The sequence below is a fragment of the Paludisphaera mucosa genome (assembly GCF_029589435.1).
In the GTDB taxonomy this organism is placed as follows: Bacteria; Planctomycetota; Planctomycetia; order Isosphaerales; family Isosphaeraceae; genus Paludisphaera; species Paludisphaera mucosa.
The window spans coordinates 346,103-360,618 of the sequence record NZ_JARRAG010000002.1 but is presented as its reverse complement, the minus strand read 5'-3'; the positions used below and the strand labels follow the sequence as shown (position 1 = coordinate 360,618).

Genomic DNA, 14,516 nt, shown 5'->3' with positions numbered 1-14,516 from the left:
CCTTCAGCGTGTCGAGAAGGGTGCATTTCGGAATCAGCGGATTCGTGATTCCCATGGTGGAAGTGCGCGAGCGGGATGATCCTTTCATCGAAAGGGGTCGAATGTGCGAAAAAGTCCGCGGCGCGAGCGGCGCCGGCGATCCGCCACCGCTCGCGACGGGTCTCCCCGGCCCGGAACACCGGTGCCAAGGGGTCGACATCCGTGCCCCCGGCGGCGTGAGGCGGTATGCTGGCGGTCCCCTGAACTTGAGGAGCCGATGATGAGAAGACTCCGCCGAGCGGTCGTGGTCGGGATCTTGATGCTGGTCGCCGGGTTTACGGCGGTCGGGAGTTCCGATGGCGGCGAACCGCCCTGGAAGGCCGGAACGGCCACGGTCATGATCACGCCCGATCGGCCCCTGACCCTGCTCGGCTACACCACCCGCAAGGGGCCGTTCGAAGCGGTGTCCGACGACTTGTCGGCCCGCGCGCTGGCCCTGGAGGACGCGCAGGGACGCCGCGCCGTGCTCGTCGCGGCCGACCTGGTCGCGTTCCAGTCCGTCGTCGTCACCGACGCCGTGACGCGCCGGATCGCCGAGCGGACGGGGCTGGGCCGCGAGAGGCTGATCTTCAACGCGTCGCACACCCACACCGGGCCGGTCGTCAGCCTCGACCCGAACCTGAAGCTCAACGTCGCCCACCCGGACATGACGCCCGAGCAGGCCGAGGCGACGATCGCCTACACCCGCCGGCTGCAGGACCAGCTCGTCGACCTGGTGGAGCGGGCGCTCGCCGACTTGAAGCCGGCGCGGCTCTCCTGGGCGACGGGCCGCACGACCGTCCCCACCAGCCGCCGGCTCCCGAGGCCTGAAGGGGTCGTCATGTCGCCCAACCCGGCCGCGCCGGTGGACGACGCGGTCCCCGTCCTGCGGGTCGACTCGACGGAAGGCAAGCCCATGGCCGTGGTCTTCGGATGCTCCTGCCACGCCGTGGCGGCCGGCTTCCAGAACGCCATCAGCGCCGACTACCCCGGCTACGCCCGCGCGGTCGTCGAGGCGCGTCACCCGGGCGCCACGGCCCTGTTCCTGGCCGGTTGCGGCGGCGACGCCAACCCGGAGCCTCGCGGCTCGATCGACCAGGCCCGGACGCACGGCGAGGCGCTGGGCCGCGAAGTCTGCCGGGTGCTCGACGGGCCGCTCGCCCCGGTCGTCGGGCCGCTCCAGGTCGCTTCTGCGCAGGTCGACCTGCCGCTGCAGCAACTGTCCCGCGAGCAGATCAAAAGCTACCTGGATCGGCCCAATTTCCAGGCGTGGCAGGCCCGGCACATGCTTGAGGTGCTGGACGCGGGCGAGCGGCTGCCGACCCGCTACACGGCGCCCGTGACCGTCTGGCGCCTCGGAAAGGGCCTGACGCTGGCGGCGCTGCCGGGCGAGCCGGTCGCCGAGTATGCGACGCTGTTGCGCCAGGCTCTCGGCCCGGACGGGCTCTGGATCTCCGGATACAACAACGACTGTTTCGGCTACCTGCCGTCGGCTAAGGTCGTCGCCGAGGGAGGGCACGAGGCGATCGGCGTGACGCTCTGGGCGTGGAGTCGAAGCCTGGGCCCCATGGTCGGCTTCTTCGAGCCTCGCGTCCAGGACGTCGTCGTCGACGCCGTGCGTCGATTGGCGAACGAAGCCCAAACCGAAGTGAAGTAGCGTAGCGCCGCCCGCGATCCTGCGGCGTCGGAGGGTCCGAGGCGTTCGTCTCGATCGTCGACCGCCTCGACACCCTGCTCCCGCAGCCGCTCCAGACGACCCTTCATCGCCTTGAGCCGTTCGGGGGAGCGTTTTCAACCCTTGAATGATCGGATCACGACCCTAACCGCTACCTCCGCCCCTCAGGCGAGATTCCCGATCCACCACTCTGCTACAATCTTCTCCTTCCTCGCACGAATCCTCTCCGTGTCGAAGAGCTCACCCATTCCCACGGAGACGATTGATGAGCACTGCCGCCATCGTGGCGATCGCAAGGAAGAAGGAACGCCGGATCGTCGAGCATCTCCGCGAAGCCGGGGCGGTCGACGCAGCTTCGGCCACTCCGGTCCCCGTCCAGAACTGGCTGGGGAAACGGGTGCTTCGCCACCTGCTCGCCGGCGGAGCGGTGCACGAGGCCGAAGGCGGCTACTACCTCGACGCCGCCGCCTACGCCGCATATCGCTCTCGCCGCGCCCGGACGGCGGGCCTGATCGTCGTGCCTCTGGCGATCGCCGCGGCCTTCGTGATCTGGTGGGCGAGCATCAGGGGAGCCGGTTGAGCCCGAGGCGACGGGAGGCCGTCATGAAGAAGCAACCCACCTGCCCCCTGTGCGCCACGCTCATGGAGCGGCGCAAAGACGTGGTGGTTTCCTATGGGGCCGCCGGCATTACATACGACTTCGCCTGGGTCTGCCCCGGATGCTCCGCCGCATACCCCATCGCGGTCGACGTCAGCGGCTTCTTCGGCAAGGCCGAGCCGATGTACGAGCCGTCGAAGGAGGAAGAGTGAGGCAGGGGTCGGCTACGGCCTGCGACTCGACTCCGTGGCCGTCTTGGCCGCAGGCCGGATCGACACCGGCCTGCGGCCGATCCCGCTCGGGTCACAAACTCCTGAAGGCTTCTTTGTCCCCGGCCTTGTACGCATCGAAACGCTTCTCAGCGAATCCTTCGAAGTCCTGGGTCAAGTCCGTGTACACGCCGTGCTCGACCTTCGCCGCATCACGAAGGGCGATCAACGACTTCCTTCGACCGTCCTGATTGATCAGGATCCCGCCGAAGTAGTAGGCGGGGTGTTCGAACGGGGTCGCCTCCACCTGGAGGACGAAGGCCTCTTTCGACTTTCGGTAGATGATCTCGGACATGGCGATGAACCGCCCTGCGCTTGCTTCGTCGCCGGCCGCCTTGATCTCCTCCTGATGCTCCAGGACCGTCTGCCGGATCCGCTCCTGCTGGTAGTCGTTCACCGGGTAGCAGTGCGGCTCCAGGGGCGCGATCGTCCCTTCCTCCAGGGCTTTCAGGGCGGCCGCCGCCGCCCCGCAGCACGTCGTGGCCTTTCCCTGGCCGGGACGGACGACCATGCCTACTTGCTGGTCGTCCGTGATCCCCACGTGCGGACCGAAGAGCATCAACGCCACGCCACAGTCGGGAATGTGGTGGGAGAATGCACCGAGGCCGGTGATCCCCGAAAACGGATAGCCATCCAGGCCGCCCTGGTTGAACGGGCCGATCATATCCGTCTTCGGCATGCTCACGCTGTTGAGGTCGTCGCTGCAGATGCTGGCCAGGAAGGCGACCTGTTCCTCTTTCGCGCCGTGAAGGACCTTGGCATAGAGGAGGAACAGCTCGATGTAGAACGACGACCACCTGGCTTTGGGGTAATAGGGACGTACGTGATCGGGAGGTCCGATGTCTTCCATGGCCAGCCTTTCTGGAGGCGGTTTCAGTACTTGTTCGCACCGATGCGAATCTCGGCCTCATTCTCGCCGGCCGAGAGAGTGCGGGCAATGACGTAGTCCGCTCTTCGAGGCCGGGGGGTCGCCGATCACGCCACCGACTCCATCTCACGGAAACGTCTCGTGCACATGATTCTCAAGAGTGGATGAGCACATCTTCGCCTGAGACGATCCCATGCCGCTTCAGAAGCCTGCCCGTCTGATCCCCGGCCTCGCCGGCGCGGCCGGAGCTTGCTTCGTGGCCGCCGAGCTCAGCCGCCGCGGATACATCGCGCGCCTGACCATGAGGAATGCCCGCGGCGTCGACCTGCTTGTCGCCCACGCGGCGGCGACTCGGTCGGTGGGCATCCAGGTCAAGACGAACCAGGATTCGGCTAAAGCGTGGATTTTAAACTCGGGCGCCGAGACTCTGGTCGCCGAGACGCTCGACGACGCATTCGTGAACCTGAATGGTCGATCAGCACCGGCGTTGCACGTCGTTGAGTCTTCGACCGTGGCGGAAGATTGCATCCGGACGCAACGCGAAGGGCTGGATCGTCCAGGGCGAGACTCGACCTCTCCACCTACCTCCTCGACGACGTCGCAGTCCCGTTCACCGTTCACCCCGCCGGATCTCAGTGCGGCGGGCCCCGGTCAGCCTGTTTGGGATGGCGCCGATCCTCGTCGACACGCGGACGGGGGCGTTCCTGAACGGCGACGTCACGGTCGTTCAGACCGCAATCCGCCGTGCCTGAACCCTCGTCCCACGCCCTCGCCGGGGTCGCGTCGTCATGGATCGGCCGCCGGGCCTTGCGGAGGCGTTCCAGACGACGGGAGGGCCGCGACTCACTCGTCGTGCGAAACGTGCTTCAGACCGGTGAGCTTCGGCAACTCGATGATGTCCTGGCCGCCCCTGGCGGCGACCTGGCCACGGCACTTCCCGCCATTCGCAGTCCTGGGTCCGAGCGGACCTGACTCGCCGCCGAGTGGACGCAGCGATCCGCCGCGGCGCCGACCGGGATAACTTCCCGAGGTACCTGGCCGAGCACGAGTTCCGGTACAATCAACGTGACGAGCATCCTCTTCGCCGGGTTCTACAGACCGAGACCCACCTCGGGCCTCTCGCCCTGCTACATCCCCGGTCACCGGAATAAAAAGGCAGGATTCGCATGGGACGGATCTTCGAGAAGCGCAAGGCGTCGATCTTCAAAACCTCCGCTCAGAAATCCAAGCTCTTTTCCAAGTATGGAAGACAGTTGTACATGGCCGCCAAGAATGGAGTGCCCGACCCGGAAGCCAATCCGGCCTTGCGCGCACTCGTCGAGAAGGCCAAGCGCGACAACGTGGCCAGTCATGTGATTGACAAGGCGATCCAGAAAGCGGCCGGCGCGGGGGGCGAAGACTTCCAGCCCGCGCGTTATGAGGGGTTTGGTCCCGGCGGCTCCCTGGTCATCGTCGATTGCTTGACCGACAACAATACACGCACCATCTCCGATATTCGCAACTGCTTCAGCAAGACGGGGTCCAAATTGGCCGCCAATGGATCCGTGGTCATGTCGTTCGACCACCTGGCGGTGCTTTCTTTCAGCGGCGACGACGAGGAAAAGGTCATCGAGGCCCTGTTCGCCGCGGATGTCGCCGTCGAAGAGGTCGAATGCAAGGATGGCGGCATCACGATTTTCGCTCCTCCCGCCGAGTTCTACAAAGCGAAAATGGCCCTGCTCGAGGCGTTCCCCGGTCTGGAGCTGGAGGTTCAGGAGATCACTTTCCTCCCGCAGGTCGGCAAGATTCTCAGCGGGGACGATTTGGCCGTGTTCGAGAAATTGCTAGGCATGCTCAACGATTGCGACGACGTGCAGGAGATCTACCACAACGTCGACCTTCCCGGCGAATCGACGTCCGGATAGACCCATCATCAACGATCTTCGATTGGATGGGACGAAAGCAGCCCCATGACGGGACTGACCATCGACCGTGGGGATGCATCCTTCGCCGCGGCGCCTGCCGCACAGTCCCGTCCTCGGCCCCTCGGGCTGGACGGCGATCCCGCCATGCCCCTCGCATGCGGGTCAGGTCGCCTCAAGGAAGACCGGCTCCAACGGTCGCTCCTCGGTATGGCTGGAGCGGTTCGCACGCGCCTGGCGCACGCCTCACGGCTTGATTGACAATTGTCATTGAAGAACCGTCACTCATGCCACTACAATTGTCGTTAACGGCGATGCGGCGTCGCCGGGCGGGGAGTCGAATGAGCGGGTAAACGCCATGAGTGCGACGATTCTGATCTGTCCTTGCGGACGGCGGTTGAATGCGGCGGGGATGGCGCCCGGCAAGAGCGGGCGCTGTCCAGGCTGCGGTCGCACGTTCCGAATGCCCACAGGCGCCAAGGCCCCTCCGCCCGAGGCGGTGTCGGACGACGAGGTGCTAGAGATGCTCCGGCAGGGCCCCGAAGTCGCTCCGGCCGAGCCCGCGACGGCCCTGGCGATCGAGGAGGACGAATGGGACTGGCAGGGGGCGTACGACCTCGCCCCGGCCGAACCGCCTCGCGCCACGTCTAGTGCGCTCGACCGGGCGACTGTGCGCGGGCCTCTGGGGCCGTGGCCCGACGAGCCCGAAGTCCCGAACGAGCCTGCGCCGCCCGCCGAAACGGCCGAGGCGACCGACGGCGAGTGGACCTGGCAGGGCCACTATGAACTGGGCGCGCACCCGCCCGCGTCGACGTCGGTGCAGCTCCCAGAGGAGCCTCGAGGGACGGTCGAGGACGCCGAGTCCCACCCGCCTCTCGCCCCGCGGGCTGCCGGCGCGAAGAGGGAGCCGGAGGAAGCCGAGCCGCAGCGCCTGGATCCGTGGTGGCCTCCGCAACTCCTCTACCCGTCGCGGGGGGTCGAGGGCCTGGCGATGGTCGCGGCGATCGGGGGCGCGGCCTGGGTGATGGGCACCCTGGTTCCGGAGTATTGCCTGGCCATCCTCGCCGACGGCGAACTGATGGGGACGCCCTCGATGGGCCGCCTGATCGCCCTGATCTCGGCGTTGCCCGTCCTGATCCTGTCGCCCCTGGTCATGGTCTACGATCTCCAGTACCTGGCGCGGGTGCTTGTGGCCTCGAGCGAGGGGGAGCCCCTGCCGCCTCGCCCGCCCGACCGCAACGCCGACGGCCTCCTGGACGGCATGGGCACCTGGCTCCTCTGGATCGTGCTCGGGGCGGGCGTCGGCCTGCTGCCGCTGGCGACCTACCGAATGACGCTGACCTCGTCGGGCGGGACGTGGAGTCCCGGCGTGGCCGCGGCCCTCGGGCTGGCCGGGCTCCCTTACGCCCTGATGGCTCTCATGTTGACCTTCCTGCACGACGACGACCTGGCGGCCCGGCCGGGGGCGGTCTTCGGCGCGATCGCGCGGCTCGGCCCGTCGTTCCTCGGGCTCAACCTGACCATCGCGGCCCTCTTCGCCCTCGTCGGGATCGCCTTCGCGGCCGCGCTGGCCCTGCGCGACCGGGCGTTCTGGGCCTACATCCCGGCGAGCCTGGCCTGCTGGCTGCTCGCGGTCTGGCTCTCGATCGTCGCCATGCAGACCCTGGGGTCGTACTACGCCCCACGGAAGAGTCGTCTCAAGTGGAGGCGGAAGCGGCGGCGCTGGGGCGCGGGTTGAGCGTCCGGCCTGTTCCCGGATCCTCGCGGGATGCCGTGAGACGGGCGAGCGTGATCCGCTCCGGGGTGGAATACGGGACGAATCGAGCCCGGAGCGCCCAGGCGGAAGGCACCGAGGCGAGGCCCCCCCGAAAGCTCTCGTCCAACTGCGAACCTGGTGAGCACCCTCTGCGTCAGACCTGCAACTGGCCTCTCGTTCTCAAGCCATGATGCGGTTCGATTATGAACACCCATCCCGAACAACTCGCCACCTCTCTCGTGCTCCCGGCGCGATCCGTGAGTTCGCGTTCGCGGTATCCCGGTCGGGGCCGCCTGTCCTCATATTGACGCACGGCCCGTGCTCGCCGGTTCGACGTTGCTCGCCCTGTCGAGCGCCTCGATCCTCGCCGTCATCGTGATGCACGGCTCCGATTCGCCGGTGGGACGCCGGCCCCGATCCCAGACGTCCGTTCGGGATCCGAGACGATCCGATCGTCCTCCTTATCGCAGGTGGACGCTCGGCCGGTCTCGTCCACGCCAGACGGAGGGATAGCCTAACTGGTAAGGCAGTAGTCTCGAAAACTACCGTCCGCAAGGACTTGGGGGTTCGATTCCCTCTCCCTCCGCATCTTGGAAGCGCGTCAGAGAGGCTTATCGTGCCTGGTTGCTGTCCAGGTGCGGGCAACCACCGCAGGTTCGAATCCTGCCGCTTCCGCTCTTCGGGTGTGCGCCGGAGTTGGAGAGCCGGGCCGCGCTCTAAACGCGGTGTCCCTGACTGAGGGGGTTCAAATCCCTCCACACCCATCAGTCCACGAGGAGGCGGCTGGGCGGCATCCCGACCCTCCCGCACCGAACCTCCCCAGGGCTCTGCGCAGGAACGATCAGAGCGGCGTCCCGCGAACGGGCGTGAACGGGGTGAAGGAGCCGACTCCGTGGACCGTGAGTCTGCGGCGATAGATCCGGTCGCCGCAGAAGGCGTAGAGGACATCGTGGTCGCGGCCGCCGAAGCAGAGCCCCAGCGGCCTCGAGCGGCCGGGGAGCGGCATGATGGCCTGGCTCGGCCCGTCGTCGGCGCAGGACTGGACGCCGAAGCGAGTCGCGATCAGGAGTTGTCCTTCCCTCGCGTAACAGACGCCCTCGGCCTCCGCGTCGTCCTCCCAGTCGGGGACATGTAACCAGAAGTACCGCTCGCGGTCGGCGAGCGAGCCGTCGGGGTTGATCCGGTAGCTGTACGCCCACTTCGACCCAGCGTCGGCGACGGCCAGGAGCCAGCGGTCGGGGGCGCCGACGACCTCGAGGGTCAGGTTGGTCGAGCTGGCCGGCACGATCGCGTAGGCGCCCCAGTCCTCGGCGTCGGCGTGACCGGCGGTGATCGCCACCAGGAGGATCAGCGCGGCGACCTGGCGTTCGAGTCGATCGGGCATCATGAGATTTCTTCCGCACCGCTTGTTCGTGGAGGTGCCCCGAGCGGAGTGCATCACATCGAGCCCGGCGGGTCAAGCGGCCCACCGCCGATCCTCCCGGAGCGGATCGACGGGAAGTCGACCTTCCCGCCCACTTTGAGAGAGGCATCATGCGAGGATCGGCGTCGCTTCATCATTCCCCCCCCGGCCACCAGAATCGCCGCGGTCGCCCACGTCGAAGCGAGCGGAGGCGACGATGGACCCGGCGAGGGCGCCGTGATCGCTCTTCTCGCGGGTCTCGTCGAGGAGGACCGGGTTTCGTGCGGGCGCGTCGGCGGTCACACTGGAGGGGGCCTCGCGTGAGAGGCCGACCCGGGGCTCGGCGTCCGATCCGGATCTCCCGGGCGTTTCGCATGGGCGGGCTCGATTCCAACCCATGCGAGAGAGTCTCGACGGAGTTCCTGACGACCAGCCCGGGAGATTGCGGCCGATGCCGTTGGAGATTCCGACTCGCGACGAGCTCTACGTGCGGTATGTGGACCAGCTGCCCTACCAGCCCTACCCCGTCCAGGACGCGGCGCTGGCGGCCTGGTTCGAGTCCGAGCAAGGGGTCCTCGTCTGCGCGCCGACGGGCACGGGCAAGACCCTGATCGCCGAGGCGGCCCTCTTCGAGGCGCTCCATACGGGGAAGGTCGCCTACTACACGACGCCCCTGATCGCGCTGACCGAGCAGAAGTTCCAGGAGATGCAGGACCGCGCGGTCGAGTGGGGCTTCCGCCGCGAGGACGTGGGGCTGGTGACCGGCAGCCGGAAGGTGAACCCCGACGCCCCGGTGCTCGTCGTCGTCGCCGAGATCCTGCTGAACCGGCTGCTCAACCGGGACGACTTCTCCGACGTGACGGCCTGCGTCATGGACGAGTTCCACAACTTCGCCGAGATCGACCGCGGGATCGTCTGGGAGCTGTCGCTCGGCATGCTCCCCAAGCACGTCCGGCTGCTCCTGCTCTCGGCGACGGTCGGGAACTCGGCCGAGTTCGTCGGCTGGCTGGCGAGGCAGCACGACCGCAGGATCGCCCTGGTGGAGGGCAAGGAACGCCGGGTGCCGCTGACCTACGAATGGGTGCCCGACAAATTCCTCGACGAACAGCTCGTCGCGATGGCGGCCGGCGACGAGGAAGGCCCCCGGACGCCCGCCCTGGTCTTCTGCTTCGACCGCGAGGAGTGCTGGAGCGTCGCCGAGAACGTCATGGGCAAGGACCTCAACCTGTCCGACGAGAAGAAGAAGGACCTCCACGACAGGGTCAACGGGCTGGACCTGCGCCAGGGGGCCGGCCCCAAGCTCAAGCGACTGCTCCACCGGGGGGTCGGCGTCCACCACGCCGGGCTCTTGCCGAAGTATCGGCTGGTCGTCGAGGACCTCTTCCAGCGCAAGCTCCTCCCCGTCGTCGCCTGCACCGAGACCCTGGCGGCCGGCATCAACCTCCCGGCTCGCTCGGTGGTCCTCTCGTCGCTGGTGAAGGGGCCTTTCGGCGCGAAGAAGCTGATCGGCGCCAGCATCGCCCACCAGATCTTCGGCCGGGCCGGCCGACCTCAGTTCGACGACCGAGGCTTCGTCTACGCCCTCGCCCATCCCGACGACGTCGACCTCGCGAGATGGAAGGCGAAGTATGACGCCATCCCCGAGGACACCCGGGATCCGGGCCTGATGAAGGCGAAGAAGGCCCTCAAGAAGAAGCGTCCGAAGCGCCGCGAGACCGAGCAGTACTGGGTCGAGGGGCACTTCAACCAACTCCAGGCGGCGCCGCCCGGCAAGCTCTACAGCAAGGGGCCGCTCCCCTGGCGGCTGCTGGCCTATCTGCTCGAGGTCTCGCCGGAAGTCGAGCGCATCCGCGCCGTGGTCCGCAAGCGGCTGACGGACGACCCGCGGATCGCCGCGGGCGAGAAGGCGCTCGACCGGATGCTCCTGGCCCTGCAGGACGGCGGTTTCGTGACCCTGAGCCCCGAGCCGCCGGGCCCGCCCGAGGACGGCCGGCCCCCGACGCCCTACGCGCCGACCCTCGCCCGGCCGACGCATGCGCTGGGGAGGCTGCTGGCCTTCCGGAGCATCCATCCCCTCTACGGCGCCTTCCTGACCGAGCTCCTGGCCGAGGCCGACGCCGACGAGCGCCTGCAGGCGATGGAGAGCTCCCTGGAGGTGCCCGGGCCGGTCCGCAAGCGTCTCCGGGTCCCGCTCAAGCTGCTGGAGTCGGGCGCCCTCGCCGCCTCGAAGATCGACGCCGAGCTGATCCGCCGCGGGCTCATGATCGCCAAGGTCGAGGAAGATGAGGAGGACGACGACGACGAGGACGATTGGGAGAAGCGGCCCCCCAGCTTCGCGGAGAAGCTCCGGTCCTACTTCGACCACCGCTATCCCGAGGTGGCCGACGTCCGCACGCACCCGCTCTGGTGCGTCGGCGAGATGGTCGAGTTCGGCGGCGACTTCAACAAGTTCGTGACGACCCTGGACCTGACGAAACAGGAGGGGATCATCTTCCGCCACGTCCAGCGCATGGTCATGCTCTGCGGCGAGTTCGAGCGGGCCTGCTCCCTCGACGTCGAGGCCGACGCCGACCCTTCCAACCTCGCCTGGCGGGCCGACCTGCGCGAGCTGGCCGCGAAGCTGACCGAGTGCTGCCGGGCCGTCGACCCCGCCAGCACCGACCAACTCATCGCGAAGATCGCCGAGCCCGACGTGATCGACGCCGAGGCGGCGAAGCTCGCCGGCGGGGCGACCTGAGGGCGGACGGGCCCGATCGCCTCCCTCCCGGCCCTTTCGCACCGGCCGTGAACCGGAACCCCTCGGGCGTGCTGTGCGCGAGGTGCGCGACGGCCGCCGTGGCGGACCTCGCCCCAGCCGTCTTCCAGGGTCGTGACGACGCCCGTCGCCGCGCAGAGGTCGCGCGCCTGGCGCGTCTTCGTCGGGCCTCCGAGCTTGGAGATCTTCAGGTCCACCACGTCCATGGCCCCCTCGGCGCGGCCCCTCGGCAGCATGCCGAGGCCGTCCGCCGGCTCGTCGAGGGCGAACGGGCGGCCGGTCCGGCGGCGGGTCGACGGGCGCTCCTCGTAGCCCGGGCAGGACTGCACGACGTGGACGTCGACGTCGCCCGCGCCGGGCGCGACGCGGGCGGCCTCGCGCATGAGCCGGCCGGTGTTGGCGTCCGCCGCGAGCACCTCGCCCGGCCCGCCGGCTCGACGAAGGACACGGCTTTCGGGGGATCCGTGGCGTCCCAGGTGGCGGGAATCGAGGCCCAAGAGGGTGACGACGGCCTGGCCCGACGGCCGGTGATGGCGGTAGGCGGTCGTTCGGCCGCGGGCGATGGGCACGGCGAGACCTCCGGAATCCGGTGACGACCGGCTTCCGGATCAGTCAGGCCGCACCGCCCAGGTTGGGCGGGTGTCCGTAAGTACGGATTCAGCAGGTACCCGAGCGAGTGACCGGGGTGGGGCTCGAACCCACGACCAACGGATCGACCTACATCAACTCGATTCCGGTGACACTAAACCGACCAGCGGTTTACGGCGATCGTCGACCAGCGTCGCCCACCTTCTGCCCACCGAAACGCGTCGAAGTGCTCCCGACGTCGATCTTGCAGAAGTGACGGCAGCCTGGCCGCAGCTGCCCGAGGCGATTCGCTCCGTCGTCGTGGCGATGGTCGGAACTTCTGTCGGATCGACAGGTGGTTCGGCCTGAGACGCCGCCCTTTGGGGGATGTGGGGAAAGCTTGGTCGAGCAGACTGTCCGGGAATCGTGGGCGACGTCAGGAAGTCCGCCCAAACCGACGGCATGAGGGCCTATCCCGATGCGTAAACTTCATCCTTCCGACCTGGCCGGCGATCGGGACTGAACGCTTTCGCCAACCAGGTCCGTTAGGCCTGTCGGCGAGAAACGAACCCGCACGAGTTCTCGCCTCCCCCGCTCGCCGGTCGACTGTTCTCCGGACGGCTTATTCGGGCGGCTCTCTCAAAGACCGGATGGCGTTGGGCAAGTTCAGGTTCGAGTCCCGCCGGTCGGCGGGGGATTCCGTAGTCGCGGCTTCCGCAGGCTCGCCGCCCGGCAAGGCTTTTCCCAGGTGAAGATACAAGATGCGCCGTAGCTCCCGGAGCGTCTCCGCCTCATCCTGACAACCGTGGTCGCCCTCGACCACCAGTTCGGACGAGGCCCAGTCGAGGTGCGAACTCGAATAGGGGACCACGCCGTCGCTGCCGTATTCGATCGGCAGATTCGGATCGATCTGGCCGATGATCGAGTGCGCGGGGACGGGCTTGCGCGGCAGCCCCGCCAGGGTCAGGAGCAGCCGGTTGTCGGTCCGGAGCTCGTCGATGCTCGAGGGGAGTCCGCCTTCGCGGATCTCGGACGTGAAGAAATCGGCGCCGTTCTGGGCGAGCAGGCTCTTGTAGAGCAGTCGCATCGAGATCGGCAGGCGGATCAACCTGTCGGCGAGCCGCCCGATGAACTGGTCGCCCAGGTCGCTGCCCCGGTGGGGAGTGGCGATGAAGACGACCCTGGCGATCGAGGGGTGCGGCTCGAAGAAGAACACCCGCCGCAGCATCGCCTTGTGCTCCTCCTCGGCCTTAAGCTCGTCGAAGGGCCGTCGACCGACGAGCTTCCAGAGCTCGTCGCCGCTCCGCTCGATCATCATCTTGGAGATCAGGCCGCCCATGCTGTGCCCGATCAGCACGGCCCGGTCGAACGCGGCGTCCGCATGGGCGGGGTCGACGACTTCGCGGAGTTCGTCCAGCCCCTTGCGGAGCTTGGCCGCGGAGGCGGGGAACGGCGTCCCGGTGGGATACATGAAGAGCCAGACCTGGTATCGCTCCCGGAGGACCGGGTCGCCCCGCAGGTCGTTGATCACGTGCATCCACGCCGCGGGGCTGGAGCGCAGCCCGTGCACGAGCACGACCGGGATCTTGCCCGGCTCGTAGGGGTGCAGCATGTAGAGGCCGGCCACCTTCTCCAGCCATTGCGGGTCGAGCAGTCCGATCTCCTGGAGGATCGGCAGCGGGCTCTGGACGAAGTGATAGACCAGCGGCGTGGTGAGATCGGCGGCCAGCGGTTCCGCCCGGTCGCCGAGGTCGACGTCGCTCTCGACGAGCGGATCATGCAGTTCCAGCCGGAGGTTGTACGCCCCGCCCGGAGCGGTCGGCTCGGGCTTCAGGACGGCGGTCATCGGGTAGACCTGCCGGGGCATGAGGAATTTCTCCTCTCCCTCCCGCGATTCGAGCTTCTTCAGATCGAACCTGCGCAGCGCGATCAGCGGCACGCCGATGCCTTCGGTCTTGTGCTGGTCCTCGAGGTTCTTGACGGCGAAATCGTCGTCGAAATAGAAGCGATCGAACGATTCGGGCGAGAGGAAATGCGAATCACGCGCGATCGTCAGGCGGATTCCCTTCTCCTCCAGCCCCGCACGCCAGTCCTCGTCGAGCCGGACCGAGCGGCCGCTCGTGACCCGCAGGAATTCCTCTTGCGCGGAGCTGTGCAAGGCTCGAGCCCTGGCGAGCCTCGGGTCCGCCTCCCGACCGCCGGGTCCTGGGAGCATGCCCCGGATGGCGGACGTGACGTCCCGGAGGGCGTCGACCTGGTAGCGGGCGTCGATCTCGCTCGCGCCGCGTCCGGCCTGGAAGCCGGCCCGATAACTACGCTCGGCGCGGGCGAGCAGGAGGTCGGGGTCGGAGAGGTCCTCGGCGCCGGGCCCGAGCGCGGCTCCTCGCAGCGGGGGCGGCGTACCGGCTTCGGTCTTCTGGCGGGCCGCCCATCGGCCGATCCGCTCCATGCGGCCCGCCGAGGAGAGGGCGGGTGCCCCCCCCACCTTCCTGATCGAGACGTCCTGGCATCCGCCGGCCAGGAGCGGCGACGAGGCGACCAGGAGCAGGCAGCCGGCACGCCATTCCATGGCGCTCCTTCGTCTAAGACTCGGACGGTCCCGGGACGGAAGAGCCGTCAGGACGCGAATGGGGGCCTCGGCCGGATGCGAGGGTTATCGAAATCCGCCTGCGCTTTCGTTCAGCCTTTTAAGAATGCGTCGATGCGA

11 protein-coding genes, 2 tRNA genes and 1 pseudogene are annotated in these 14,516 nt (G+C 67.9%); 9 read left to right on the top strand and 5 right to left on the bottom strand.

What is annotated here, in order from left to right; all coding sequences use genetic code 11:
* The first annotated feature begins 259 nt into the window (after window positions 1-259).
* The 3 genes from PZE19_RS10975 to PZE19_RS10965 all read left to right on the top strand — a co-directional run bounded on the left by PZE19_RS10975 (window position 260) and on the right by PZE19_RS10965 (window position 2,503).
* The gene (locus PZE19_RS10975; protein ID WP_277860656.1) at window positions 260-1,675 is read left to right on the top strand and encodes a neutral/alkaline non-lysosomal ceramidase N-terminal domain-containing protein; all 1,416 of its coding nucleotides are present in this window, start codon (window positions 260-262) and stop codon (window positions 1,673-1,675) included.
* 283 nt (window positions 1,676-1,958) lie between these two features.
* The gene (locus tag PZE19_RS10970; RefSeq protein ID WP_277860655.1) at window positions 1,959-2,273 is read left to right on the top strand and encodes a hypothetical protein; all 315 of its coding nucleotides are present in this window, start codon (window positions 1,959-1,961) and stop codon (window positions 2,271-2,273) included.
* Window positions 2,274-2,296: 23 nt separating this feature from the next.
* Window positions 2,297-2,503, top strand: a complete 207-nt coding sequence (locus PZE19_RS10965) for a hypothetical protein (protein ID WP_277860654.1) — start codon at window positions 2,297-2,299, stop codon at window positions 2,501-2,503.
* A gap of 91 nt (window positions 2,504-2,594) precedes the next feature.
* On the opposite strand, the gene PZE19_RS10960 is transcribed toward PZE19_RS10965, so the two are convergent.
* Window positions 2,595-3,410, bottom strand: coding sequence for an LCIB family protein (locus PZE19_RS10960; protein WP_277860653.1), 816 nt, complete (start codon window positions 3,408-3,410; stop codon window positions 2,595-2,597).
* Between the two features lie 172 nt (window positions 3,411-3,582).
* The gene (locus PZE19_RS10955) at window positions 3,583-3,768 is read right to left on the bottom strand and encodes a hypothetical protein (RefSeq protein ID WP_277860652.1); all 186 of its coding nucleotides are present in this window, start codon (window positions 3,766-3,768) and stop codon (window positions 3,583-3,585) included.
* An 826-nt stretch (window positions 3,769-4,594) separates the two neighbouring features.
* On the opposite strand from PZE19_RS10955, the gene PZE19_RS10950 reads away from it, so the two are divergent.
* The 4 genes from PZE19_RS10950 (at window position 4,595) to PZE19_RS10935 (ending at window position 7,760) form a co-directional block, all read left to right on the top strand.
* On the top strand, window positions 4,595-5,332 hold the full coding sequence (locus PZE19_RS10950) for a YebC/PmpR family DNA-binding transcriptional regulator (protein ID WP_277860651.1): 738 nt from the start codon (window positions 4,595-4,597) through the stop codon (window positions 5,330-5,332).
* 520 nt (window positions 5,333-5,852) lie between these two features.
* On the top strand, window positions 5,853-7,067 hold the full coding sequence (locus PZE19_RS10945) for a hypothetical protein (protein ID WP_277860650.1): 1,215 nt from the start codon (window positions 5,853-5,855) through the stop codon (window positions 7,065-7,067).
* 521 nt (window positions 7,068-7,588) lie between these two features.
* Window positions 7,589-7,671: transfer RNA gene (locus PZE19_RS10940), tRNA-Ser, on the top strand.
* A 6-nt stretch (window positions 7,672-7,677) separates the two neighbouring features.
* Window positions 7,678-7,760: transfer RNA gene (locus PZE19_RS10935), tRNA-Ser, on the top strand.
* A 166-nt stretch (window positions 7,761-7,926) separates the two neighbouring features.
* Here PZE19_RS10935 and PZE19_RS10930 read toward each other — a convergent pair.
* Complete coding sequence (locus PZE19_RS10930; protein WP_277860649.1) at window positions 7,927-8,472, bottom strand: SMP-30/gluconolactonase/LRE family protein; 546 nt, start codon at window positions 8,470-8,472, stop codon at window positions 7,927-7,929.
* A gap of 466 nt (window positions 8,473-8,938) precedes the next feature.
* Here PZE19_RS10930 and PZE19_RS10925 point away from each other — a divergent pair, with 466 nt between their 5' ends.
* On the top strand, window positions 8,939-11,224 hold the full coding sequence (locus PZE19_RS10925) for a DEAD/DEAH box helicase (RefSeq protein ID WP_277860648.1): 2,286 nt from the start codon (window positions 8,939-8,941) through the stop codon (window positions 11,222-11,224).
* Between the two features lie 194 nt (window positions 11,225-11,418).
* On the opposite strand, the pseudogene PZE19_RS32905 reads toward PZE19_RS10925, so the two are convergent.
* A pseudogene (locus PZE19_RS32905) lies at window positions 11,419-11,658 on the bottom strand (cis-3-hydroxy-L-proline dehydratase); the annotation flags it as partial.
* Between PZE19_RS32905 and PZE19_RS10920 the strand changes: the two are divergent.
* A complete protein-coding gene (locus PZE19_RS10920; RefSeq protein WP_277860647.1) occupies window positions 11,575-11,835 on the top strand; it encodes a hypothetical protein in 261 nt (86 codons plus the stop codon). The pseudogene PZE19_RS32905 and the gene PZE19_RS10920 sit on opposite strands and share 84 nt — an antisense overlap.
* A gap of 596 nt (window positions 11,836-12,431) precedes the next feature.
* Here PZE19_RS10920 and PZE19_RS10915 read toward each other — a convergent pair.
* A complete protein-coding gene (locus PZE19_RS10915; RefSeq protein ID WP_277860646.1) occupies window positions 12,432-14,378 on the bottom strand; it encodes an esterase/lipase family protein in 1,947 nt (648 codons plus the stop codon).
* Window positions 14,379-14,516: the final 138 nt, after the last annotated feature.

Bases quoted from the DNA above. Each gene is read 5' to 3' on its own strand.
- PZE19_RS10970 (WP_277860655.1), top strand. From the start codon at position 1,959: ATGAGCACTGCCGCCATCGTGGCGATCGCAAGGAAGAAGGAACGCCGG.
- PZE19_RS10975 (WP_277860656.1), top strand. From the start codon at position 260: ATGAGAAGACTCCGCCGAGCGGTCGTGGTCGGGATCTTGATGCTGGTC.
- PZE19_RS10930 (WP_277860649.1), bottom strand. From the start codon at position 8,472: ATGATGCCCGATCGACTCGAACGCCAGGTCGCCGCGCTGATCCTCCTG.
- PZE19_RS10950 (WP_277860651.1), top strand. From the start codon at position 4,595: ATGGGACGGATCTTCGAGAAGCGCAAGGCGTCGATCTTCAAAACCTCC.
- PZE19_RS10925 (WP_277860648.1), top strand. From the start codon at position 8,939: ATGCCGTTGGAGATTCCGACTCGCGACGAGCTCTACGTGCGGTATGTG.
- PZE19_RS10915 (WP_277860646.1), bottom strand. From the start codon at position 14,378: ATGGAATGGCGTGCCGGCTGCCTGCTCCTGGTCGCCTCGTCGCCGCTC.
- PZE19_RS10965 (WP_277860654.1), top strand. From the start codon at position 2,297: ATGAAGAAGCAACCCACCTGCCCCCTGTGCGCCACGCTCATGGAGCGG.
- PZE19_RS10945 (WP_277860650.1), top strand. From the start codon at position 5,853: ATGCTCCGGCAGGGCCCCGAAGTCGCTCCGGCCGAGCCCGCGACGGCC.
- PZE19_RS10960 (WP_277860653.1), bottom strand. From the start codon at position 3,410: ATGGAAGACATCGGACCTCCCGATCACGTACGTCCCTATTACCCCAAA.